We start from the raw sequence: 23,543 nt of genomic DNA, 5'->3' as shown, positions 1-23,543 counted from the left end.
CGCCCAGAGCTGCGGTTCGTCACACACCGCGACGGCACGCTGGGCCTGAAGGGCAGACTCGACCTGGAGACCTACGCCCGCCTGAAGTCCGCTCTGGATCCGATGGCCAAGCCGCACAAGGCGATCGACGGGGTCCGGGACTCCCGCAGCCAGGATGAGCGCTATGGGGATGCCTTCACCGACTATGTGCGGTTGAAGACCACCAGCCGCAACCTTCCCGGTCAGGCGGGCGAGGCCACCCACATCCTCGTCACCATGTCCTACGAAGATCTGATGCGGGACCTCGGCGAGGCGCACCTGGATTTGGTCGGGCCGATCAGCGCGACCGATGCCCGGATCCTCGCCTGCGACGCCCGCGTCCGACCGGGCGTTCTCGGCACCGCAGGCGAACCCTTGGACATCGGCCGGTCGAAACGCACCGTGTCCCTGGCGCAAAAGTACGCTTTGACGATCCGTGACGGTGGCTGCGCGTTCCCCGGCTGTGACATGCCCGTACCCCGCTGCACCGCCCACCACATCGTGTTTTGGCGACACCACGGAGAAACGAAAATCGACAACCTCGTGCTCCTCTGCACCAAGCACCACCGCTTGATCCACCACAGCGAATGGACAGTCCAGATCGCCCAAGACGGACTCCCCGAATTCACCCCACCCGCCTACCTCGACCCCACCGGCACACCGAGACGGAACACCATGCACCTCAGGACATAGGCCGATCCGCGACCGTATAACGACCTACACGCCCGCGCTCTCAGAAGACTGCGGGGTGGACTTGCCGTGCCGTGTTCCAAGGGACGCGGTCAACCGCGACAAGATCGGTGAAGGCGAGGACCGATTCGTCGAGCCGTCGGAAGACCAGCCCGCCCTCGTGCGTCTCCTCCAGTTCACCCGCGACCAGCGCGAGTGGCCGTGCCCCGATCCGGAAGTGAACCTCGGCCGGGAAATGCCGCTCGTGGAAGACGGCGACTTGCTCGACCGGGCCGGTGGGCAACTCGGGAAGGGGTCTCCAGCGAAAGATCCCGTCCCAACGGCCGTCGTCGGACCTGTTGCCTGACGGGTGGCCGCAGAGGCCGAAGCCGTCGTCGCCCTGATAGGTGTCGATCTCCACCGCGCTGCCGTCGTCCAGCCACGCTTGAAGCCAGTACAGCTGAAGGCAGGGAACGTCGGGGTCGGCGAATCGCGGGCCGGTTCCCGCCACATCGTCCCGCAGTGCCATCTCCACGCCGGTCCACCTGTCGACCCGCTTGCCGCGCAGCGCGGTGAAGGTCCGTGCCTGTCCGGTCAGCCAGTCGTCTCGCGTCATGTCCGCAGTATCGATATGCCGTCGACCTCTCACTGCACAGTGCCGCCGGTTCCGAGGACGCGAGCCTGGAGCAGAATCCCTGGGCAGGACGACGGGCTCGTCGGTGAACCCTCCGCCACGCGCCATCTCTCGGAGCTCCACGAGTATGCCCATGGCGGAGACGCCGGGGCAGGCCCACGAACGATGAGCCCACCCCGGACAACCCGGTTGCCCCCGCGCGCTACCCTTGAATCAACTGGCACCGATCCGGCCATCACCGGGGAGCCTCCGGAAGAACAGGGCCCGCGTCTCAGCGGAACGGGCCCCCAGTAGAACCGGACGGGTACGGCCCGTCACAGCCGTCGAATGAGCGGCCCAGCCGGAACACCACCGGCCGGGCAAGCGGGGTGGTACCGCGGAACGCGCCGGAAACGGCCGTCTCGTCCCCGTGTGGGCGCGAGCCCGTACGAGAGAGACGAACCGCGAGGAGCACCGAAGATGTATCCCAAGGCACAGGTGGACGGCGAGACCGGCGTCCCGTCCCAGCCTTCGTTCCCCGAGTCGGAAAAGCGCGTCCTCGCGTACTGGGAATCCGATCGGACGTTCCAGGCGTCGATCGACGCCCGCGACCCCGGCGTCCACGGTTCGAACGAGTACGTCTTCTACGACGGCCCGCCGTTCGCCAACGGTCTCCCGCACTACGGTCACCTGCTCACCGGGTACGTGAAGGACCTGGTGCCCCGCTACCAGACCATGAAGGGCAAGCGCGTCGAGCGCCGCTTCGGCTGGGACACCCACGGCCTTCCCGCCGAACTCGAGGCCATGCGCCAGCTCGGGATCACCGAGAAGTCCGAGATCGACGCGATGGGCATCGACGTCTTCAACGAGGCGTGCCGCGAGTCCGTGCTGCGCTACACCGGCGAATGGCAGGACTACGTCACCCGCCAGGCTCGCTGGGTCGACTTCGACAACGACTACAAGACGCTCGACCTGTCCTACATGGAGTCGGTCATCTGGGCGTTCAAGCAGCTGTGGGACAAGGGCCTGGTCTACGAGGGCTACCGCGTCTTGCCCTACTGCTGGCGTGATGAGACCCCGCTGTCCAACCACGAGCTGCGCATGGACGACGACGTCTACGCCAGCCGCCAGGACCCGGCCGTCACGGTCGGATTCCGCTTGGAGGGCAACGACAACGAGCTCGACGGCACGTACCTCCTGATCTGGACCACGACTCCGTGGACCCTCCCGTCCAACCTCGCGACCGCGGTGCACCCGGACGTGCGGTACGTCGTGGTGGAATCCGACGGCAAGCGGTTCCTGCTCGCCGAAGCGCGTGTCGCCGCGTACGCCCGCGAGCTTGGTGAGGAGCCGACGGTCGTGGGGCACTACACCGGCACCGAGCTGCTCGGAACCCGTTACGCCCCGCCGTTCCCGTACTTCGCCGGGCACGAGAACGCGCACCGCGTGCTGTCCGCGGACTACGTCACGACCGAGGACGGCACCGGTGTCGTCCACATCGCGCCCGCCTACGGTGAAGAGGACAAGGTCGTCACCGACGCGGCCGGGATCGTCCCGGTCACCCCGGTGGACGCGCAGGGCAAGTTCGACGCGACCGTCTCGGATTACGAGGGCCAGCAGGTCTTCGACGCCAACCCGAACATCATCAAGGATCTCAAGAACGGCACCGGCTCCGCCGGCCGTCAGGGCGCGGTCCTGCTGCGTCACGAGACCTATGAGCACCCGTATCCGCACTGCTGGCGCTGCCGCAACCCGCTGATCTACCGCGCCGTCTCGTCGTGGTTCGTCGCGGTGACCGAGTTCAAGGACCGGATGGTCGAGCTGAACCAGCAGATCACCTGGTACCCGGAGAACGTCAAGGACGGCCAGTTCGGCAAGTGGCTGGAGAACGCCCGTGATTGGTCGGTCTCCCGTAACCGCTACTTCGGCACGCCGATCCCGGTGTGGCAGTCGGACGACCCGGCGTACCCGCGCACGGACGTCTACGGTTCGCTCGACGAAATCGAGCGCGACTTCGGCGTGCGGCTGGAGAACCTGCACCGGCCGTTCATCGACGAGCTGACCCGGCCCAACCCGGACGACCCGACCGGGAAGTCCACCATGCGCCGGATCGAGGACGTCCTGGACGTCTGGTTCGACTCGGGTTCGATGCCGTACGCGCAGGTGCACTATCCATTCGAGAACACCGAGTGGTTCGAGCACCACTACCCGGGCGACTTCATCGTCGAGTACATCGGTCAGACCCGAGGCTGGTTCTACGTCCTGCATGTGCTGGCGACGGCGCTGTTCGACCGGCCGGCGTTCCGCACCTGCATCTCGCACGGGATCGTGCTCGGCTCGGACGGCCAGAAGATGTCCAAGTCGCTGCGCAACTACCCGGACGTCAACGAGGTCTTCGACCGCGACGGCTCCGACGCGATGCGCTGGTACCTGATGGCGAGCCCGATCCTGCGCGGCGGGAACTTGGTCGTCACCGACAAGGGCATCCGCGACGCCGTCCGCCAGGCCGTGCTGCCGCTGTGGAACTCGTACTACTTCCTCGCGCTCTACGCGAACGCCGAGGGTGTGGAAGGCCAGTGGCGCACGGATTCGAAGCACATCCTCGACCGCTACGTCCTGGCGAAGACGCACGAACTGGTGACCGACGTCGAGCACGCGCTCGACACCTACGACGTCGCCGGCGCTTGTTCGACCGTCCGTGACTTCCTCGAGGTGCTGACGAACTGGTACGTGCGCCGGTCGCGCGACCGGTTCTGGGCGGGCGAGCAGGACGCGATCGACACCCTGCACACCGTGCTGGAGGTGACGTCGCGAGTGGTGGCGCCGCTGCTGCCGCTGACCACCGAGGTCGTCTGGCGCGGGCTGACCGGCGGCCGTTCGGTGCACCTGACCGACTGGCCGAACGCGCTCGACCTGCCCGCCGACGCGGCGCTGGTGACGGCGATGGACCGGGTGCGTCAGGTGGCGTCTTCGGCGCTCTCGCTGCGGAAGTCGAACAAGCTGCGGGTGCGGCTGCCGCTGGCCAAGCTGGTCGTCGCCGCGCACGAGGCCGACTCACTGCGCGACTTCACCGACATCCTGCGCGACGAGGTCAACGTCAAATCCGTCGAGCTGACCACGGACGTCGCCGCGCACGGCGGTTTCGAGGTCGCGGTGAACGCCCGCGCCGCCGGACCGCGGCTGGGCAAGGACGTCCAGACGGTGATCAAGGCCGTCAAGGCCGGTGAGTGGACGACCTCGGAGAGCGGCGCCGTCGTGGCCGCCGGGATCGAGCTCGTCGAAGGCGAGTACGACCGGCGTCTGGTCGCCAAGGGCGGCGGCGCGGCCGCGGAACTGCCCGGCGGCGCCGGACTGGTGCTGCTCGACACCGAGGTGACCGACGATCTGGCGGCCGAAGGGCTGGCCCGTGACCTGGTCCGGGTCGTGCAGCAGGCGCGCCGTGACGCCGGGCTCGACGTCGCCGACCGGATCGCGCTGACGGTCGACGCGCCGGAAGACGTGGTCACGGCCGCGAAGACGCACGAGGAGTTCATCGCTTCGGAGACGCTGGCGACTTCGGTGGCGTACGGTGACGTCGCCGACGGCTCGGCCGGGACGGTCGGGGAGGGCACCAAGGTGACCGTGGCGGTCGCCAAGGCCTGACCCCTCGCGAGCGCTATGAAAGGTCCTTTCCTTGCGAAATTTGCAAGGAAAGGACCTTTCATAGCATCCGAAGGTCCCGATCACCGGGATCACGAAAAGGATTCGGAATAGCCGCTTTCCCGTCCGAAGCGCGCCTTGCGCGGGGGAAATCGGCAGGCTGGCGCCCGGGGGCGCGCGAGGGGCGCGCCACACTGGGGGAGAGCGAATCCATGAGTCCTGCCCGGAAAAGAGGCATCCTGATCGGCGCCGCACTGGCGGTCGTCGCCATCGTGGTGGCCGCGGTGGTGCTGCTGATCAAGGAGGACCGGGCGCCCGCGGCCTCCGGAGGCGGGCCGGGGGAGTCCACCGCGAACGCGCAGGAGAGCCCCGCGCAGGTCGCCACCCGGTTTCTGCGGCTGTTCGACACGGGAGACCTGACCACCGCCCCGGTCGACGATCCGGCGGCGGCCACCGCCGCACTGACCGCGACGCGGAACGCGCTCAACGGGGCCTCGGTCAAGACGTCACTCGGCGAGGTCCCGACGACGCCGGGTGACGCGCCCTCGACGTCGGCCACCTTCCACGCCGCGTGGACTTTCGGCGGCGGCAGCGTGTGGAAATACGAAGGCAAGCTCGATCTGGTGCGCAACGCCGGGAAGTGGGTCGTCCGCTGGGCGATGTCGGTGATCCACCCGAAGCTCGAAGCCGGGCAGCGGCTCGCCGTCGCGCCGGTTTCGGCCAAACCGGTCGTGGCCGACCGCGACGGCAAGGCCCTCGTCGGCGGTGACGCGGCGGGGGTCGCGCCGATCCTTCAGAGGGCGTTGTCCGAGGTCGCCTCCGAGCAGAACGGCGGCACCGGAACCCCGGCCACCGTCACCGTGTCGCGTGTCGACGCCTCCGGCAAACCGGTCGAAACACTCTTCGGGCAGGCCGTCGAGACCGGCAAACCGCTGGTCTCGACCTTGAGTGTGGCCTCCCAGACCGCCGCCCAGAAAGCCGTCGACGGCTTCGGAGGGCCGGCGATCATCGTCGCGATGAAGACCTCGGGCGAACTGCTGGCCGTCGCGCAGAACGGCGCCGCCGGGAACCAGCCGAAGGCGCTCAGTGGTCTCTACGCGCCGGGCTCGGCGTTCAAGATCGCCACGGCGACCGCGGCGTTGCAGCAGGGCGGGGTCACCGCCGACTCCCCGCTGGCCTGCCCGGGCAGTGAGCAGATCGGCACCCGCACGCTCAAGAACGACAACGGGTTCGACTTGGGGACCGTCTCGCTGAAGACGGCGTTCGCCGCGTCGTGCAACACCACCTTCGGGCGGCTCGCCAAGCAGCTTCCCGCGGACGGTCTCGCCAAGGCCGCGAGTCAGTTCGGTCTCAACGCCGACTTCGAGATTCCGGGGCTCGCGACGGAGACGGGGAAGGTGGAGCCGTCCGTCGGCGGTGACGAGCAGGTCGAAGCCGGGATCGGGCAGGGCAGGGTGCAGGTCAGCCCGCTGGGCGCGGCGCTCATGGCCGCGACGGTCGCCACGGGGAAGCCGGTGGTCCCGAAGCTGTGGCAGGGCCTGGAGACCAAGGTCAACGCCGGGTACCAGGCCCCGCCGGCCGGGGTGCTGAACCAGGTCCGCGCGATGATGCGCGAAGTCTGCACGACTGGTACCGCGAAGGAGTTGAAGGGCAGCGGAGCGGTCTTCGGAAAGACGGGGACGGCGCAGTTCGGGTCGGGCGCGGACGCCAACGGCTGGTTCGTCGGCTATCGCGGGGACGTCGCTTTCGCCGTCATGCTCGAAGGTTCCAACGACTCCAAGCCCGCGGTGCGGCTGGCGGAGAAGTTCCTGGCTGGCTGAGGCTTCGGCGGTCGCCGAACCGTGGGTCTTCTACGGTGGGCGCATGGAGACGATCGCCCTGGCCGAGGTCGCGGCCGTGCTCGCCGATCCGAGCCGCGCGTCGATGTGTCTCGCGCTGCTCGACGGGCGTGCCTGGACGGTGACCGAGCTGGCGGGCGCGGCCGAGGTGGCCGCGTCGACGGCGAGCGAGCACGTGACGAAGCTGGCCGAAGCGGGTTTCGTCGTGCGGGTCAAGCAGGGGAGGCACAGTTACGTCCGGATAGCCGACCCCCGGGTGGCGGAGCTCATCGAGCATCTGGCGCAGCACGCCGAACACCGGCCGGTGAAGGGCCTGCGGTCGTCCGTGCGGGTGAAGCGGCTCGAGTTCGCGAGGACCTGCTACGACCACCTCGCCGGGACGGTCGGGGTCGCGCTGCGGGACGGAATGCTCGCCGCCGGGCTGATCGACGAAACCGGGGGCCTGACGCTGACCGATCGCGGCCGGGAGGTGCTCGGCGCGCTCGGGGTGGAGATCGGTGGCGGTCGCCGGCCTATGCTGCGCGACTGTCTGGATTGGACGGTCCGGCGTGATCATCTGGCGGGCCGGTTCCCCGCGGCGTTACTGTCCCACGGTGTGAGCGCCGGCTGGTTGTCCCGTGAGGGCAACCGCGCGGTGAAAGTCCTGCCCGCGGCGGAAAAACCGTTCGCGGAGCTCGGCGTGGACCTGGTGGCCCTGCGCAGTCCCTAATGGACAGTCTGTAACACAGGCGATCCGGACGCTTTTCGACCGGTACACGGACGAGTGACGAGCACCGCCTCACTATTCTGGAGCCCTCACGGCGACCGGAACGGGAGGCGACATGGAGCAACTCCCGCTCATCCTCGGCACCGGTGGCGCCGTACTGCTCGTCGCCGTGATCGCCGTCCGGGTGTCGATCCGGGTCGGCCTTCCTTCGCTGCTGCTGTACCTGGGGATGGGGGTCCTGCTCGGCGAGGCCGGGTTCGGCATCCAGTACGACAACCCCGAGCTCACCCAGTCGCTCGGCCTCGCCGCGCTGGTGATGATCCTGTCCGAAGGTGGCCTCACCACCCGGTGGTCAGCCGTGAAACCCTCGCTGGGCATCGGAATCGCACTGTCCACAGTGGCCGTGGTGGTGAGTATCGCGGTCACCGGCGCCGCCCTGCACTGGTTGCTGGGCCTGGACTGGCGGATGGCGTTGCTGTGGGGCGCGGTACTGGCCTCGACCGACGCCGCCGCGGTCTTCTCGGTGCTGAGATCCGCGGGGATCGGCAAGCGGCTCGTCGGCGCGCTGGAGATCGAGTCGGGGATCAACGACGCCCCGGCCTACATCGCCGTCGTCGTCCTCGCCGAGGGGACGACCATCGACTGGTCGCTGCCGCTGCTGGTGGTCTACGAACTCGCCGCCGGGCTGGTGATCGGCCTGGCCTTCGGCTGGGGCGGCGCGTTCGCGCTGCGCAGGGCGGCGCTTCCCGCCACCGGCCTGTACCCGCTGGCCACGGTCGCGGTGTGTGTCGTGGCGTATTCGAGCGGGCAGCTCGCCCACGCGTCGGGCCTGCTCGCCACCTACGTCGCGGCCCTGGTGCTGGGGAACTCGAAGCTGCCGCACCGCTCGGACACGCTGTCCTTCGCCGAAGGGCTCGGCTGGCTCGCGCAGATCGGCCTGTTCGTGCTGCTCGGCTTGTTCGCCTCGCCGAGCAGGATCTTCGAAAGCCTGGTCCAAGGCCTGGTCGCGGGTGCGGTCGTGCTGCTGCTCGCGCGCCCGCTGTCGGTGCTGCTGTCGGCGCTGCCGTTCAAGATCCCCTGGCGAGAACAGGTGTTCCTGTCCTGGGCCGGGCTGCGCGGGGCGGTCCCGATCGTGCTCGCGCTGATCCCGCTGTCGTCCGGCGTGCCGGGCGCGCAGGAGCTGGTCGACGCGGTGTTCGTGCTGGTCATCGTGCTGACGCTGCTCCAAGGGGCGACGCTGACCCCGCTCGCGAGAGTGCTCGGGCTCGCGCAGCATGCCCAGGCGCACGAGATCGACGTCGACTCCGCGCCGCTCGACGAGATGGGCGCGGAACTCCTGCAGGTCCGGATCAACACCGGATCGAAGATGCACGGCGTCTACCTGGCCGAACTGCGGCTGCCGGTGGGGGCGACGATCAGCCTCCTCGTCCGCGACGGCTCCGGCTTCACGCCGAACAAGAACACCAGGCTCCAGGAACGCGACCAGTTACTCGTCGTGACCACCGTCGAGGCCCGTGACGCGGCCGAACGACGCCTGCGGGCCGTCGACCGTGCGGGGCGCCTCGCCAGGTGGAAGGGCGAATCCGGCCAGTAGGTCACGAACCGGCACCAGCTGTTCGTCGGTTGATCTCAGAAACTTCTTCCCTTTTGTACTCCTTTTGGATTACTTTCCCCGCAATCGACTCCATCGAATGGGTGAGTGTCACGGGGTAAGGAGTACGCAAGGTGACGAAACTTCCTGTGCGGTTCGCCGGTCTGGGGGTCACTGCCGCACTCGTCGGAGTGGTTCTCGCCGCTCCGACGGCGACCGCGGCCGGGGCCTTTCCCGCCTTCGGGCTGCCCTTCGACGCGGGCCAGTCGGTCTACTCGGCGGGGATCCACTCGGACAACGGGACGTCCGGGGTGAAGAACGCCATCGACTTCAGCCCCGGGGACAAGACCGTTCGCGCCCCGTTGGCCGGCACGGTCCGGATCCAGCACTGTTCCGGCGGCGACTGGGTGACCGTCGACCACGACGGCGGCTGGCGGACCGGGTACTACCACCTGGAGGGGATTTCGGTCATCGACGGCCAGAAGGTCGCCACGGGCGACGCTCTCGGCCGGACCGGCAACGCGCTGCCCTGTGGTGGCAGCAGCACCGGCGCCCACGTGCACTTCACCCTGTGGACCCTGCCCGCGGCCGCCGCGCAGGGCGGCGACTCGCGCGACTTCGGGGTCGGCGCGGGCAACTGGAACGGCCTGTCCTACGACGAGGTCTCGACCAAGATCGCCGAGGCCTACGGCGAGGCCGTCGACGGCAAGACCTTCGGCGGCTGGCAGTTCACCGCGGGCACCGATCAGTACTCGGGGACCGCGACCGAGATCTCCTCCCGCGCGACCGTCCCGCTGCCCGGCCGATTCCGGGTCTGACCTGCCGTTGCCCGGCGCGGCGCGGCGCCGGGCAGCGGTTCTTCCCGCTTGCGGAACACGTGAGCGGCGTCTCAAGATGCGGACGAGGGCTGGCTCGATCGCCCGCCCATCCGCTAACTTCGTTCCTAGGTCACGAGTGTCAGCGTCAAGCCCCGGCTAGCTGACCGGCAACCCTCCTACCGCGGTGGGGTGCCCCGGGTGAGGACCTGGCTCGTCGCGTGGTGCGACGGGCAAGCGCGGGATCCTCGTCGGGTCCCCTGACCCGGAGGATGACGATGACCCTCGCTCTCGAACGCACCGTTTCCGCTGAAACCGTTGCCACGCACCAAATCCCGGCGGTCGCGGGTGCCGAACTGCGGGTTCCGCTGGTCACCGGCGGCGACATCGGCTACGCCAACCTCGATCACGCGGCGAGCGCCCCCTGTCTGGACAAGGTCCGTTCCGCGGTCGACGAATTCCTGCCGTGGTACGCCAGCGTGCACCGCGGCGCCGGGTTCGCTTCGCAGGTCTCGACCAAGCTTTACGAGCGCACGCGCGGAATCCTGCGCGATTTCGTGGACGCGCGATCGACCGACACCGTCGTGTTCACCCGCAACACCACCGATTCCTTCAACCTTCTCGCGCGCAGCCTGCCGAAGCACACGTCCGTCGTCGTGTTCGACACCGAGCACCACGCCGCGCTGCTGCCGTGGAAGGGACCGAACGTCCGCCGGATCGAAACCCCGCGGACCCGTCTCGCCGCGGTGTCCGCTGTGGACGAAGCGCTCGCGGACTGCCCGCAGGGACCGCGGCTCGTGGTGCTCACCGGTGCGTCCAACGTGACCGGGGAACTGTTGCCCGTCAAGGAGATCGCGGCCGTCGCACGGCGGCACGGCGCCCGGATCGCGCTCGACGCGGCACAGCTCGCGCCGCACCGGAAGATCTCGGTGCGCGAACTGGACGTCGACTACGTCGCGCTGTCGGGGCACAAGTTGTACGCGCCTTTCGGGGCCGGCGCGCTGATCGGCCGCGCCGACTGGCTGCGCGCGGCTCAGCCGTACCTCGCCGGTGGCGGCGCGACGAAACTCGTCACTCGTGACTCCGTGGTCTGGAACTCCGGTCCCGAGCGGCACGAAGCCGGTTCGCCCAACACCGTCGGCGTCTACGCGCTCGGCGTCGCCTGCGAGACCCTGGCCGCGAACTGGGACGGGATCGTCGCCCACGAGGAGGAACTGCTGGCGCGCCTGCGTCGCGGCCTCGCCGCGATCCCCGGATTCGCCGAACTGCGGCTGTTCGACGCGCCGGTCGACCGGGTCGGCACGCTCAGCTTCGTCGTCGACGGCTTCGACCCGGGCTGGCTCGCAGCGGTGCTTTCCGCGGAGTACGGCATCGGCGTGCGGGACGGCGCGTTCTGCGCACACGTGGCGACGAAGCGGCTGATCGCCGTGGCCGGTTCGACGGGGCAGCAGGCCGTGCGGGTCAGCCTCGGGCTCGGCAGCACCACCGAGCATGTGGACCGGCTCGTCCTGGCGCTGCGCCAGATCGTCGCCCGCGGGGCGCGCTGGCGGTACGAGAAGCCGGAGGGCCGCTGGGTGCCGGAGAACGATCCGCGGGAGCTTCCCCCGTTCTGCGCCTGACCCACTACCCTCACCCCGCATGGGGAACGAGCGACCGCGTTACTGGTTTCCGCTGGCGTTGCTGGGGTTCGCTCAGCTGCTGGTGGTGGCTTTCGGCGGGATGTGGTCCGGGGGCTGGTTCGCCTACGCGCCCGCCGGTGAACGACATTCGTTCGGGTACGTGGGCTTCCACGGTGTGGAGATGAGCCGCGAGACCGCGGCCGCGCTGGACATGCCGTTCGACATCGCCGGCCGGAACGACGGCTGGCTGTTCGCCGTCCTCGCGGTCTACTTCGGCACGGTGCTGTTCTACGCCTTCCGGACGAAGACCCTGCGCTGGTGGAAGGTCGCCGCGATCGCGCTCGGCGGACTGGTCGTCATCGTGCTGGCGGATCTGGTCGCTTACTGGGAACTCGAACTCGACGGCGACACCCGGAGCGCGATCCTGCTGACGCTCGGCCTTGCCGGGCTCGCCTGGCTGGAGCGCAGCGTGCTGGTGCTGGTCGTGGCCGCGGCGTTCGTGCTCTGCGCGGTCGTGCTCGCCCAAGGACAGCTCGCGCTCGTGCTTTCGTCGCTGGTCGTGCTCGCCGGGGCGTTCGCGGCCCTGCTGCGCAGGCCGAAGACGGCCGCCGAGGAGTCCTGAACACGCTCAGTGGACAATAGGGCGGTGAGTACTGAGCCCGAAACGGCGCCACCGTCGCCACCGCTGCCCAAGAAGCGCGTCGCCGTGGTGTTCGCCGTCGCCGCGGTGCTGTGGGGGATCGACCTCCTCACCAAGCAGATCGCCGTGTCCACGCTGGAGGGCAAGCAGCCGGTCGAGTTTCTCGGCGGGCTCGTGTACTTCCAGCTGGTGCGCAACCCCGGTGCCGCCTTCTCGATGGCGACCGGGCTGACCTGGGTGCTCGCGCTGGTCGCGATCGCCGTCGTGATCGCCATCGTCTGGCTGTCCCGGCGGCTGCGCTCGGTCGGCTGGGCCATCGGCCTCGGCCTGGTGCTGGCGGGCGCGCTCGGCAATCTGACCGACCGGATCTTCCGCGCCCCCGGCCCGCTGCAGGGGCATGTGGTCGACATGATCTCCGCGTTCGCGCCGAACGGGCAAGGCTGGGCGATCTTCAACGTCGCCGACTCCGCGATCTGTGTCGGCGGCGTGCTCATCGTGATCCTTTCCCTGCTGGGCAAGGACTACGATGGAACGTCTACAAAGGACAAAAAGAAGGCGGCGAGCGAATGAGCGCGCGGATGTTGCCCGTTCCCGACGGGCTCGACGGTATGCGCGTCGACGCGGGACTGGCGAAACTACTGGGGCTTTCCCGCACGGTCGTGGCGGAGCTGGCCGAATCCGGCGAGGTCCTCCTCGACGGCAGGCCGGCCGGGAAATCGGACCGGCTCACCGCCGGCGGACTGCTCGAAGTGACGCTGCCCGATCCCGCCTCGGCCATCGAGGTCGTCGCGGAACCCGTCGAAGGCATGAAGATCCTGCATGACGACGACGACATCGTGGTGATCTCGAAGCCGGTCGGCGTCGCCGTGCACCCGAGCCCCGGCTGGACCGGGCCGACCGTCGTCGGCGGGCTCGCCGCCGCCGGGCTGCGCATCGCGACCTCGGGCGCCGCCGAACGCCAGGGCGTCGTGCACCGGCTGGACGCGGGCACCACCGGCGTGATGGTCGTGGCGAAGAGCGAGCACGCGTACACCGTGCTGAAGCGCGCGTTCAAGGAGCGCACCGTCGACAAGGGCTACCACGCCATCGTGCAGGGCCACCCGGACCCGACACGCGGCACCATCGACGCGCCGATCGACCGGCACCCCCGGCACGACTACAAGTTCGCCGTCGTCCAGGGCGGGCGGCCCAGCGTGACGCACTACGAGGTCGTCGAGGCCTTTCGTGCCGCGTCGCTGGCGCAGATCAAACTGGAGACCGGGCGCACGCACCAGATCCGTGTGCACTTCTCGGCGCTCAAGCATCCGTGCGTCGGCGACCTGACCTACGGCGCCGACCCGGTGCTGGCGCGCAAGCTCGGGCTTTCCCGGCAGTGGCTGCACGCGAAGACGCTCGGCTTCGCCCACCCGTCCGACGGGCGCTGGGTCGAGTTCGAGTCGGAGTACCCCGACGACCTGGCCAACGCGCTCCGGATCCTGCAGGACGAGAACTAGCCCCGTTCCGCGTGCTGGCCGCGGCGCACCCGAGTACATGAAGGCCCCCTTCCTTGCGCCCAGCTCCGTGAAGGACCCCTTCATGTACTTGAGGAGGACGGGGGTCGGTATCCGGCTAGTCGCGAAGGGGCCGGTTGTCTCGGCTGAGCTGCGTCAACGGGCCTTCACGTGCGACAGTTGTGACGTGTGGGGTTTCTGTGACTGTTGAGGCCTTCACGGACCCTCGCGTGCCAGTGCCGCGGCCCGCGCGCGTCAGTCCTCGATCGACCAGGTCAGCGTGCGCTCGTCCGGCTCGGGCCGTGGCGACCAGCGCACGGCGACCACGCGGGTCGAGTCCGGCAGCACGTAGACGGTGTGCCCACCCAGGGTCTCCCCTGGCCGGACGCCGATCTTGTGCGGCGGCCGCGACGTCAGCGAGACCGGCGCCTTCGCGATCGGCTTGCCGTCCGCGGTGAGCAGTTCGAGGTAGTTGTCCGGCAGCGACACGAACGGGATGTTCCCGCGGTTGGTGATCTCGGTGTGCACCACGACCGACCGTTCCCCGGCTTCCAGCGAGTAGCCCGCGGCGCTGAACAGGTAGTCCGCCGGGTCCTGGACCTCGAGCAGCTGGACGGTGAGCTGCTCGCCCTCCAGGCCCTGGGTCTCCATCACGTCACCGGTCCGGCCCTTCTTGCCCTCCGGCGCGGCCTGCGGCGTGACCTGCTGTTCGTCGCCGCGCGCCCAGGACGCGGTCTGCGGGACTCCCCAGGTGCTCATCACCGGGTCGGCGGGCGCCATCGGGGGCGGCGCGAACTGCTGCTGCGGCGGGACGGGCGGCCGCGGAGGCGGCGCCATCGGCTGGCGCACCGGCGCCGACGGCGGGCCGGGGTAGCGGCCCGACGGCGTGCCGTGCACGTTGTACGCGCCCGACGGCGTTCCCTGAACGTTGTACGGGCCGGAGGGGGTGCCCTGGAGGTTGTGCGGCCCCGAATGCCCCGGCGGACGCTGAGGCTGCGGAGGTTGCTGGGGCTGTGGTGGCTGCTGAGCCCAGGAGGGCGGTGCGCCCGCGATGGCGGCCCGCAGCCCGTTCGGGTCGCTCTCCACGCCCACGAGCAGCGGCAACCCGCTGCCGGACAGGGCGACCAGGCGGTACGCGACCTCGCGCGGGTCCATCCCGACCTTGGCCGCGAGTTCGTGTACGGCCGCCTTGCCCAGGTCCGCGAGGGCGGCGAGCAGGCGGATGTCCACGGGATCGGTCACGGCCACGTCCGGGAACGCTACCGTCTCGCTCTCGGCGCCGCGGGGAGAGGCCGTCCGAGCGCGGCAAAACCCGGCTTCGGTAGTACGCGGTCTCCATTAGGGTCGGGGATACCGCCTCCATCGACCTCTGGGGAAAGAAAACATGAGCGAAGTCTCCGCCCTCGCCGACGAGTTCGTCGAAGCCCTCTTCGACGCCGAGCCGGTCATGCCCGCTTTGCAGGGATTCCGTCCGGAATCGACCGGGCTCAGCGATCTCAGCGAGGCCGCGGGGGACGCCTTCCGCGCGCGGCTGGCCGGGTTCGCCGAGCGGGCCGAGGCACTCGCCACCGACGGTTTGAGCGCGGAGGAGAAGACCACCCGTGACGTCCTGATCGCGATGGCGCGGGCGAGGATCGCCCTGCTGGACTCGCGGTTCGTCGAGTTCACCGTCAGTGACCTGTTCATCTCGCCCGCGGCCGAGGTGCTCACCGTGCTGCCGATGATGTCGGTCGGGTCGGGCGAGCAGGCCGAGGCGCACCTCGGGCGGATCGCCGCGATCCCGGAGTACCTGCGGCAGGCCGCGCAGCGGCACCGTGACGGCGTCGCCCGCGGCCTGGTCCCGGTCGCGTACCTCGTCGACGCCGCCGTCGCGTACCTCGACCGGCACCTCGCCGAGCCGTCGGCCGATCCGCTGCTGCGCCAGCCCGCGCCCGACGAGGACTTCGAGACCCGCCGCGCCGAGCTGCTGCGTGACGTCGTCCGGCCCGCGATCGCGGAGTACCGCGAGGTGCTCGCGAAGGAGATCGCGCCGCACGGCCGTCCCGAGGACAAGCCCGGCGTCTGCTGGCTGCCCGACGGCGAGCGCATCTACGCCCTGCTCGCCGAGATGCACACGACGACCGACCGCACCCCGCGTGAGCTGCACCAGACCGGGCTCGACGTGATCGCGGGCCTCGCCGCCGAGTACCGCGAGTACGGCTCGCGGGTCTTCGGCACCAGCGACCTCCAGGAGATCTTCGCCAAGCTCCGCTCCGACCCGGCCCTGCGCTGGTCCGGTGCCGAGGAGATGCTCGACTCCGCCCGCGCGGCCATCACCAGGGCCGAGGCCGAGGCGCCGAAGTGGTTCGGCCGGATCCCGCCGCAGCCGTGGACGGTCGAGCCGGTTCCCGCCGAATCCGCGCCCGGCGCGCCCGCCGCGTACTACATGTGGCCCGCGATCGACGGCTCCCGGCCCGGGATCTACTTCGCCAACACCCACAAGGCGGAGGAGCGGTTCCGGCACGCGGCGGAGGCGACGGCGTTCCACGAGGCCATTCCCGGTCACCACTTCCAGCTGAGCCTCGCGCAGGGGCTCACCGAGCTCCCACTGCTGCGCCGCATCGGCGACTTCACCGCGTACGCCGAGGGCTGGGGCCTGTACACCGAGCGCCTCGCCGACGAGATGGGCCTGTACTCCGACGACGTCGCGAAGCTCGGCATGCTGACCATGGATTCGATGCGCGCCGGACGGCTGGTCGTCGACACCGGGCTGCACGCGCTGGGCTGGAGCCGTCGCCAGGCCATCGACTTCCTCACCGAGAACACGCCGATGGCGCCGGTGGAGATCGAGTCCGAAGTGGACCGGTACATCGCCTTCCCCGGTCAGGCGCTCTCGTACATGGTGGGACGGCTGGAGATCCAGCGCATCCGTGCCGAGGCCGAGCTGAAACTGGGGAGCCGGTTCGACATCAAGGCCTTCCACGACGTCGTGCTCGGCGGTGGCGCACTGCCGCTCTCGGTGCTGGACGGCGTGGTCCGCGACTGGGTCGCCGGCCACGGCGACACCCCGAACGGTCTGGCCGACGAGCTGATGGAGCTCAAGTTCGAGGAACTTCCGCTGTGGCGTTCCCTGCTCGGGCTCCCCGGCGACGAAGGCGCGCTGCCCGATCCGAGCGCGGAGGCCGCGGCCACGCAGCGCGCGACGGCGGTCGCCATCGCCGAGCGTGCCGAAGCCCTCGACACCGACGGCCTTTCCCCGGCCGAGGCGGTCACCCGCGAGGTCGTGATCCAGCAGGCGAAGGCGATGGTCGACGTCATCGACTCACGCGCCGCCGAGTTCTCGGTCAGCGACGGGCTGGCGTCGCCCGCGCTGTTCATGCTCAACGAACTCGCCGTCCTGTCGCTGAACGACGAGGAAAAGGTGCGCGGCTACCTGAAGCGGCTGGAAGGCATGGGTGCCTATCTGGACGCCCTGATCGTGCGCCAGCGCGCGGCCGCTGCCGACGGGCTGGTCCCGCCCGGCTTCCTGGTCGAAGGCGGGATCGCCTACGTGGAGCGTTATCTCGGCGACGAGGCGGGGGATCCACTGGCGCTCACCGCGTCCGTTTCCGTGGAGGGCTACGAAACCGAACGGGACCGGCTGCTGGCCGAGGTCGTCCGGCCTGCCTACACGCGGTACCGCGACTTCCTCGCCGACGAACTGCGTCCCGTGGCGAAGCCTGAAACCGAGCCAGGTCTCTGCGCGCTCCCCGGCGGGCAGGAGAAGTACGCCGCGCTGATCCGCGCGCACACCTCCACCGAGCGCACCGCGCAGGATCTGCACGACACCGGTCTCGACATGATCGCGAAACTGGCGGACCAGTACCGCGAGCTGGGCGGGAAGATCTTCGGCACCAAGGATCTCGAGGAGATCTTCGAGCGGCTGCGCACCGACCCAGCCCTGCGCTGGCGGGACGGTGAAGAACTGCTCGACGCCGCGCGTGACGCCATCACCCGCGCCGAAGCCGTTGCCCCGCAGTGGTTCTCTACCGTGCCCGAGGAGCGGTGCCAGGTCGAGCCGGTCCCGCCGGCGGAGGCGCCCGGCGGCACGCTGGCGTACTACATCGAGGCGTCGCTCGACGGCTCGCGGCCGGGCACCTACTACGCGAACACCCACGAGGCCGAGCAGCGCCCGAAGCACACGAGCGAGGCGATCGCCTTCCACGAAGCCGTTCCGGGGCACCACTTCCAGATCTGCATCGCGCACAAGCTCAAGGGCCTGCCGATGCTGCGCGGGCACGCCGACGTCAACGCCTATGTCGAGGGCTGGGGGCTCTACTCGGAGCGCCTCGCCGACGAGATGGGCCTGTACTCCAGCGACCTGACCAGGTTCGGCATGCTCACGCAGGATTCGATGCGTGCCGGACGGCTGGTCGTCGACACCGGGATGCACGCGCTCGGCTGGAGCCGTCAGCAGGCCGTCGACTACCTGGCCGAGAACACGCCCATGGCCAGGGTGGAGATCGAGGCCGAGATCGACCGCTACGCCGCCGTTCCAGGGCAGGCGCTGTCGTACATGGTGGGACGGCTCGAGATCGAGCGGATCCGTGCCGAGGCCGAGGCCGCGCTCGGCGACCGGTTCGACATCAAGGGCTTCCACGAGGTCGTGCTGAGCAACGGGATCCTCCCGCTGCGGGTGCTGGACGACGTGGTGAAGGCCTGGGTGGCCGCGCAGTGACCTGACACGGTGGCCGGGGCTCCGCGAGCCCCGGCCACCGCGTCACGAAGCCGTCAGGCGAGGGCGTCTTCCTTGTCAGGGGAAGCGCGAAACCGCATCCGGCGGACGTCCGGCAGTGCCAGCAGTCCCATATTGAACGCGCCCACCAGCACCGCGGCGCCGATCAGGACGCCCGCCTCGCTGGTCATCGCCGCCACCGGGGCCGCGAGGGCGAGCCCGAGCGGACGGGCGGCGAAGGACAGGAGCGCGTCGTAGGAATCTGCCCTGGCCAAGGTCTGCGGTGGGAACTGCTGCTGCATCACCGTCTGCCAGAGCGTGTTGAGGATCCCCAGTCCGAACATCGCCACGAAATAGGCGGCGGCGTTCAGCCAGACCGGACCGGGGATGGCGAACGCGGCCAGCGGCAGGGCGAACACCGCGCCACCGAGCGAGGTCGCGATCAGCGGCCGGGCCAGTGACAGGCGCGGCGCCACGAACGCGCCGGCGATCATGCCCACCATGCCGCACTGGTAGATGATCACCCACGAGATCTCGCCGCCCAGTACGCGGATGGCGATCAGCGGGCCCAGTGTCATGAAAATGCCGGCGGTGAGGTTCGAAACCCCGTGTCCCAGCAGGTTCGTCCAGAACCAGCGGCGTTTGCGGACCTCGGACCAGCCTTCGGCCAGGTCGCGGAAGAACGTGGCCTCCTTGCTCCTCGGCGGACGGGCGGCGGTGCGGAGACCGCCGAGCATCGAGCCGCCGGCGAAGAACACGAGCGCGATGGCCACGAACAGCCATCCCGCGCCCACCGTGACGATCAGGGCTCCCACGATGCCGGGCCCGACCACCAGTGCCAGCCCTCTGGCGACGCCGAGTTGCCCGTTGACGCGCAACCGGTCGCGTTCCGGCACGGTCGAGATCACCAGCGGCGACATCGTCGGGGTGCCCAGCGCGATGGCGGCGCCCGCGATGGCCGAAAGGATCGACAGGTGCAGGAGCTGGGCCGAGCCGATGAGCAGTTCGACGCCGATGGCCAGCTGCGCCAGGCCGCGCACCACGTCGGTGGCGAACGCGAGCCGCTGCGGCCGGACGCGGTCGGCGATGACGCCGCCGACCGGCAGCAAGAGCAGCTGGGGGATCAGTTCGGAGGCCAGGACGACACCGACGGCGGTGCCGGACCCGGTCGCCTCGATGATCGCCAGGATCAGCGCGGTCGGGATCATCGCGGTGCCGAGCAACGAAAGCGTCCGGCCGATCAGGAGCCGGCGGACCATGGCGGGTACGGCGGTGACGGCGGGGTCGCTCACGCCACGCCTCCCGACCCCGCGAAGGCGTGACGGCCTTCGACGGCCGCGGCCATCCCGGAGCCCAGTTCGTCCAGCAAAGCCGGTGGCGCGTGGAGGAACGCGTGGTGCTCGCCCTCCAGCACGACCTGCCGGAACCGGCCTGGTTCGGTGTACTCGGCCCAGCCGGTGCTCTGCTCCGGCCGGATCTCGACGTCGTCGCTCCAGCCGATCGCGTGGATCGTCGTCGGCAGTTTCACCGGCGTGTCCAGGTGGTAGGCCTTGTTCGCATCGACATCCTTGCGCAGCACTCGCAATCCCATCGCGATCATGTCCGGACTGAGGTTTCCGCCGAGCTTCCCCACGAACGCGGTGAGTTCGTTCGCGAGTTCGGCGTTGGTCAATTCGAGGAACCGGCCGAACGGGCCATCGTGCGGGGAAACCTGGGAGGAGAGGAACAACCGGTCCGGCGTCGGCAGGCCACGCTCCCACAGGAGTGACGCCAGCGCGAAACCGGGTAGCGCGCCGCCGCAGTGCCCGAAGAAGCCGAACGGGCGATCGAAATACGGCAGCAACTGGTCCGCCAGTTGCTCGGCCAGCTGCTCGTAGGTGCCGTAATGCGGTTCCTTGATGCGGTTCTCGCGGCCTGGCGGCTGGACGAGGCAGATCTCGGCGGGGCCGGCGAACGCCGGCCATCGGTTGTACATCGAGGCACCGACGCCGGAGTAGGGGAAACAGAACAGGCGGGCGGCCGGATCGGCCCGGGGCCTGCGTAACAGGACGCGTTGCGGTTTGGCTGGAGTCGGGGAAGACATGATCACCTCGTGAAGAGAGCGATGGGAGGATCAGCGGGTCACCGGAACCGGCCCGTCGGCCGAGATCGCTTCCTCCAGTTCTTCCGCGGCACCTTGGCGTAAACGGGCGGAGACACGCATGTCCTTGATGCCCGCGACGAAATTGGACGTGAGGTGCTCGACCGGGGTGTCCAGCCGGAATTCCGCGACCTTCCCGACGATCTCCTCGAACAGCAGGCGCAGCGCGATCCGCGCGAGGGGAGCGCCGATGCAGTAGTGCGGGCCGAAACCGAAGGCGACATGCCGGTTGGGCGAGCGGGTGACGTCGAAGCGGAACGGGTCGGCGAACACCTCCTCGTCGCGGTTCGCCGATCCCAGCCAGGCTACGACGGCGTCACCGCGGCGCAGTTCGACTCCGCGGATCTCCGTGGGCTGGACGACATACCGCATGAAGTGATTCGCCGGTGACGACCAGCGCAGCCCTTCCTCGACGGCTCCGGTGACCAGGTCCGGGTCGGCAGCGACGCGCCGGTACTCCTCGGGATGGTCGATGAGGGCCAGTACCGTTCCCGCGACGGCGTGCGGTGTGGTGACGTTCGCGCCCAGCAGCAGGCTGTAGCAGTTGTAGACGATTTCGTCGTGCCGGAAAGCGCGCCCGCCGACCTGCATCCGCATCAGCGACCCCACGAGGTCGTCGCCCGGCTCGCCCGCGCGGCGCCGGACCTCGCCCGAGAAGTACGAGAACAGCTCGTGGTGGGCGGAAGCCAGCGTGCCGCCGCCCTTGCCCTGGCGGAATTCCGGATCGTCCGGCGCGACCGCCATGGTGGTCAGGCGGGTGAGCCGTGGCCAGTCGGCTTCGGGAAGTCCCATCAGCGTCCCGGTGAACGCCATCGGGAAATCGGCCGCCGCCCTGGCGAGGTTCCACGAACCCGCCGCCAGCGGCGCGATCATGCGATTCACCACCCGCCGCACCTTCGGCACCATCGGCCGCAACGCCCGTGCCGAAAGCATGTCCATCATCGGCCGCCGCATCGAGGTGTGCACCGGCGGATCGCTGGCCGCCATCATCTTGCCGCCCGCCGGGTCGCGGCCGCCCAGGATCGACAGCAGGGTGCCCCGGTTCGAGGTGAACCGGGTGTGGTCGCGCAGGACGTCGTTGACGTCGTGGTACCTGGTGACCGACCAGAAGGAGCGGCCGTCGGGCAGTTCCTGCCGGTGCACTGGGGAGTGCCGGCGCATGGCCGTCCAGATCGGATGCGGATCACCGGATCCGTAGAGCGTCGGCGCGTGGAGGTCCGCCTCCCCGATCTCGTGCGGGGCCACCGCCGTGTCGTCGGCGCTGATCTTCATCGGGGTTCCTTCCCGCGTGAGGTCTCACCGTCGATCAGCGCGGCGAGTTCCGCCACGGACGGGTTCTCGTAGAACGCGTAGGTGGGGATGTCCACGTCGTGGGCGTCGCTGATCTCGGTGGTGAGGCGGACCGCCACGAGCGAATGCCCGCCCGCCTCGAAGAAGTCGTCGTCGACGCCGATCCGGTCGATCTGGAGCAGATCCGCCCAGAGTTCGGCCAGCCACGCCTCCAGCGGGGTTCCCGGCGCCCGGTAGTCGGTGCTCAGGTCGCCCCGTTCCGGGAGCGGCAGCCCGGCGAGCGCGTCGCGGTCGACCTTCCCGTTCGCGGTCAGCGGGAGTTCGTCCAGCCGGACGAACCGGCCGGGGATCAGGTACGGCGGCAGGGATTCCCCGAGATGGGCCCGCAGCGCGGCGGTGATGATCGTGTCGTCGCAGGCGTAGTAGGCGAGCAGCCGGTGGCCGGTGCCAGACGGCAGCGCGAGGACCGCGGCGTCGCGCACCTCCGGGTGGGTCCGCAGCGCGGTCTCGATTTCGGCGGGCTCCACACGGAAACCGCGGATCTTGACCTGCCGGTCGTTGCGGCCGGCGAACTCCACCTGCCCGTCGGGCAGACGGCGGCCGAAATCACCGGTCGCGTACATGCGATCGCCGGGGACACCGGAAAAGGGATCGGGCAGGAAACGGTCCGCGGTCGCGCTCGGCGCGCCGAGGTAGCCGTGCGCGAGACCGAGTCCGGCGGCGTGGATCTGACCCAGTTCCCCGTCCGGCACCGGGGCGCCGTGCTCGTCGAGCAGGTACACCCTGGTCCCGGTGATGGCGTGGCCGATCGGGACGGAGCGGGTGCCCACCGGCCGATCGAGGACGGCGCAGCAGGTGAACGTCGTGTTCTCGGTCGGCCCGTAGCCGTTGAGGACGGTGGTGGACGGCAGTGCTTCGATGGCTCTGTCCACATGCGACGGTGAAAGAACGTCCCCGCCCGCGATCAGGATCCGCAGCCCGGTCAGATCCTGTGCCGCTGTTTCGATCACCTGGTGGAACAGTCCCGCGGTCAGCCACAGGACCGTGATCTTCTCCTTCCGGACGAGGGCGGCCACGTCGGCGGGCCGCAGTTCTCCCGCCGGTGCGACGACGAGCTTGCCACCGTTGAGCAGAGCTCCCCAGAATTCGAGGGTCGACGCGTCGAACGCGGCGGGCGCGAACTGGAGGAAGACGTCGTCCGGTCCGACCGGGAGGTAGCGCGCGCCGACGACGAGCCGGAGGACGGCGCGATGCGGCACGACCACGCCCTTCGGCACACCGGTCGAACCCGAGGTGTAAGCGATGTATGCGGTGTGTTCGCCGGAGACCTCGACCGCCGCGCCCGGCTCACCGGCACGGGCGGACAGTTCCTTCAAGGTCAGCCACGGACTTTCCGGCGCCTCGATGGTTTCTTCCGTGATCACGAGCCGGGAACCGGCGTCGCGCAGGATCGTGTCGCGTCGTGCGTCCGGGGTGTTCGGGTCGAGTACGAGGTAGGCGGCGCCTGCCTTCAGCACCGCCAGCAACAGGACCACGAGGTCCGCCGAACGCGGCAGGATGATGCCGACGGCGTCCCCCGGTACGACACCGGCCGCGCGCAGCGCGGTCGCGAGCGTCGCCGACGACTGGTCGAGTTCGCCGTAGCTCAGGACTTTGGCACCATCGGTGACAGCGACGGCTCCCGGGTTCTTCCTGGCCCGCTGTCCGAACGCGTCGACGATGGACCGCGCGGGCGCGGCCTCGAGGGTGCGTTCCTCCATGGTGGATGTGGTGGACACTGTG

At 69.6% G+C, this 23,543-nt stretch carries 17 protein-coding genes and 1 riboswitch; of the genes, 11 read left to right on the top strand and 6 right to left on the bottom strand.

The window, feature by feature from the left end; genetic code table 11:
- On the top strand, positions 1–711 hold a 711-nt coding region (locus ACFVM3_RS30485), incomplete at its 5' end, for a DUF222 domain-containing protein (RefSeq protein ID WP_378443391.1).
- A 40-nt stretch (positions 712–751) separates the two neighbouring features.
- On the opposite strand, the gene ACFVM3_RS30480 is transcribed toward ACFVM3_RS30485, so the two are convergent.
- The gene (locus tag ACFVM3_RS30480) at positions 752–1,303 is read right to left on the bottom strand and encodes a hypothetical protein (protein ID WP_378443390.1); all 552 of its coding nucleotides are present in this window, start codon (positions 1,301–1,303) and stop codon (positions 752–754) included.
- A 477-nt stretch (positions 1,304–1,780) separates the two neighbouring features.
- Between ACFVM3_RS30480 and ileS the strand changes: the two genes are divergently transcribed.
- The 9 genes from ileS to ACFVM3_RS30435 all read left to right on the top strand — a co-directional run bounded on the left by ileS (position 1,781) and on the right by ACFVM3_RS30435 (position 13,641).
- Positions 1,781–4,942: an isoleucine--tRNA ligase gene (gene ileS, locus ACFVM3_RS30475; protein ID WP_378443389.1), complete on the top strand. Its 3,162-nt coding sequence runs from the start codon at positions 1,781–1,783 to the stop codon at positions 4,940–4,942.
- 209 nt (positions 4,943–5,151) lie between these two features.
- Positions 5,152–6,759, top strand: coding sequence for a penicillin-binding transpeptidase domain-containing protein (locus ACFVM3_RS30470; protein WP_378443388.1), 1,608 nt, complete (start codon positions 5,152–5,154; stop codon positions 6,757–6,759).
- Positions 6,760–6,802: 43 nt separating this feature from the next.
- Positions 6,803–7,486 carry an ArsR/SmtB family transcription factor gene (locus ACFVM3_RS30465; RefSeq protein ID WP_378443387.1) on the top strand — a complete coding sequence of 228 codons (684 nt, stop codon included), beginning with the start codon at positions 6,803–6,805 and terminating at the stop codon, positions 7,484–7,486.
- Positions 7,487–7,598: 112 nt separating this feature from the next.
- Positions 7,599–9,077 carry a potassium/proton antiporter gene (locus ACFVM3_RS30460; RefSeq protein WP_378443386.1) on the top strand — a complete coding sequence of 493 codons (1,479 nt, stop codon included), beginning with the start codon at positions 7,599–7,601 and terminating at the stop codon, positions 9,075–9,077.
- A 131-nt stretch (positions 9,078–9,208) separates the two neighbouring features.
- Positions 9,209–9,892, top strand: coding sequence for a M23 family metallopeptidase (locus ACFVM3_RS30455; protein ID WP_378443385.1), 684 nt, complete (start codon positions 9,209–9,211; stop codon positions 9,890–9,892).
- A gap of 128 nt (positions 9,893–10,020) precedes the next feature.
- Positions 10,021–10,135: riboswitch (SAM riboswitch) on the top strand.
- A 32-nt stretch (positions 10,136–10,167) separates the two neighbouring features.
- Positions 10,168–11,508, top strand: coding sequence for an aminotransferase class V-fold PLP-dependent enzyme (locus tag ACFVM3_RS30450; RefSeq protein WP_378443384.1), 1,341 nt, complete (start codon positions 10,168–10,170; stop codon positions 11,506–11,508).
- A 19-nt stretch (positions 11,509–11,527) separates the two neighbouring features.
- Entirely contained in the window at positions 11,528–12,130 is a 603-nt protein-coding gene (locus ACFVM3_RS30445; protein ID WP_378443383.1) for a hypothetical protein, read from the top strand.
- A gap of 24 nt (positions 12,131–12,154) precedes the next feature.
- Complete coding sequence (gene lspA / locus ACFVM3_RS30440; protein ID WP_034319164.1) at positions 12,155–12,718, top strand: signal peptidase II; 564 nt, start codon at positions 12,155–12,157, stop codon at positions 12,716–12,718.
- Complete coding sequence (locus tag ACFVM3_RS30435) at positions 12,715–13,641, top strand: RluA family pseudouridine synthase (RefSeq protein WP_378443382.1); 927 nt, start codon at positions 12,715–12,717, stop codon at positions 13,639–13,641. The genes lspA and ACFVM3_RS30435 overlap by 4 nt, the downstream gene beginning before the upstream one ends.
- Before the next feature lie 252 nt (positions 13,642–13,893).
- Here the strand turns inward: ACFVM3_RS30435 and ACFVM3_RS30430 are convergent, their stop codons facing one another.
- Entirely contained in the window at positions 13,894–14,886 is a 993-nt protein-coding gene (locus ACFVM3_RS30430) for an AsnC family protein (RefSeq protein WP_378443381.1), read from the bottom strand.
- A 136-nt stretch (positions 14,887–15,022) separates the two neighbouring features.
- On the opposite strand from ACFVM3_RS30430, the gene ACFVM3_RS30425 reads away from it, so the two are divergent.
- Positions 15,023–18,334 carry a DUF885 domain-containing protein gene (locus ACFVM3_RS30425; RefSeq protein ID WP_378443380.1) on the top strand — a complete coding sequence of 1,104 codons (3,312 nt, stop codon included), beginning with the start codon at positions 15,023–15,025 and terminating at the stop codon, positions 18,332–18,334.
- Positions 18,335–18,387: 53 nt separating this feature from the next.
- Here ACFVM3_RS30425 and ACFVM3_RS30420 read toward each other — a convergent pair whose 3' ends face one another.
- Genes ACFVM3_RS30420 through ACFVM3_RS30405 form a run of 4 tightly spaced genes read right to left on the bottom strand, consistent with a single transcriptional unit; the run spans position 18,388 to position 23,539 of the window.
- Positions 18,388–19,623 (bottom strand): MFS transporter, encoded by a 1,236-nt coding sequence (locus ACFVM3_RS30420; RefSeq protein ID WP_378443379.1) that lies wholly within the window; start codon positions 19,621–19,623, stop codon positions 18,388–18,390.
- Positions 19,620–20,414 (bottom strand): thioesterase II family protein, encoded by a 795-nt coding sequence (locus tag ACFVM3_RS30415; protein ID WP_378443378.1) that lies wholly within the window; start codon positions 20,412–20,414, stop codon positions 19,620–19,622. Before ACFVM3_RS30415 ends, ACFVM3_RS30420 begins: the two co-directional genes overlap by 4 nt.
- A gap of 30 nt (positions 20,415–20,444) precedes the next feature.
- Entirely contained in the window at positions 20,445–21,743 is a 1,299-nt protein-coding gene (locus ACFVM3_RS30410) for a cytochrome P450 (RefSeq protein WP_378443377.1), read from the bottom strand.
- The gene (locus ACFVM3_RS30405; protein ID WP_378443376.1) at positions 21,740–23,539 is read right to left on the bottom strand and encodes an amino acid adenylation domain-containing protein; all 1,800 of its coding nucleotides are present in this window, start codon (positions 23,537–23,539) and stop codon (positions 21,740–21,742) included. Before ACFVM3_RS30405 ends, ACFVM3_RS30410 begins: the two co-directional genes overlap by 4 nt.
- Between the last annotated feature and the right edge of the window lie 4 nt (positions 23,540–23,543).

The organism is Amycolatopsis sp. NPDC057786, assembly GCF_042797905.1.
Taxonomy (GTDB): domain Bacteria; phylum Actinomycetota; class Actinomycetes; order Mycobacteriales; family Pseudonocardiaceae; genus Amycolatopsis.
Note: the sequence above shows the minus strand (reverse complement) of the source record. Positions and strands in the feature narration are given on the sequence as shown.

Excerpts from the sequence above, each read along its gene's own strand:
- ACFVM3_RS30480 (WP_378443390.1), bottom strand. The coding sequence starts at position 1,303 with ATGACGCGAGACGACTGGCTGACCGGACAGGCACGGACCTTCACCGCG.
- ileS (WP_378443389.1), top strand. The coding sequence starts at position 1,781 with ATGTATCCCAAGGCACAGGTGGACGGCGAGACCGGCGTCCCGTCCCAG.
- ACFVM3_RS30470 (WP_378443388.1), top strand. The coding sequence starts at position 5,152 with ATGAGTCCTGCCCGGAAAAGAGGCATCCTGATCGGCGCCGCACTGGCG.
- ACFVM3_RS30465 (WP_378443387.1), top strand. The coding sequence starts at position 6,803 with ATGGAGACGATCGCCCTGGCCGAGGTCGCGGCCGTGCTCGCCGATCCG.
- ACFVM3_RS30460 (WP_378443386.1), top strand. The coding sequence starts at position 7,599 with ATGGAGCAACTCCCGCTCATCCTCGGCACCGGTGGCGCCGTACTGCTC.
- ACFVM3_RS30450 (WP_378443384.1), top strand. The coding sequence starts at position 10,168 with ATGACCCTCGCTCTCGAACGCACCGTTTCCGCTGAAACCGTTGCCACG.
- ACFVM3_RS30445 (WP_378443383.1), top strand. The coding sequence starts at position 11,528 with ATGGGGAACGAGCGACCGCGTTACTGGTTTCCGCTGGCGTTGCTGGGG.
- ACFVM3_RS30435 (WP_378443382.1), top strand. The coding sequence starts at position 12,715 with ATGAGCGCGCGGATGTTGCCCGTTCCCGACGGGCTCGACGGTATGCGC.
- ACFVM3_RS30425 (WP_378443380.1), top strand. The coding sequence starts at position 15,023 with ATGAGCGAAGTCTCCGCCCTCGCCGACGAGTTCGTCGAAGCCCTCTTC.
- ACFVM3_RS30415 (WP_378443378.1), bottom strand. The coding sequence starts at position 20,414 with ATGTCTTCCCCGACTCCAGCCAAACCGCAACGCGTCCTGTTACGCAGG.
- ACFVM3_RS30410 (WP_378443377.1), bottom strand. The coding sequence starts at position 21,743 with ATGAAGATCAGCGCCGACGACACGGCGGTGGCCCCGCACGAGATCGGG.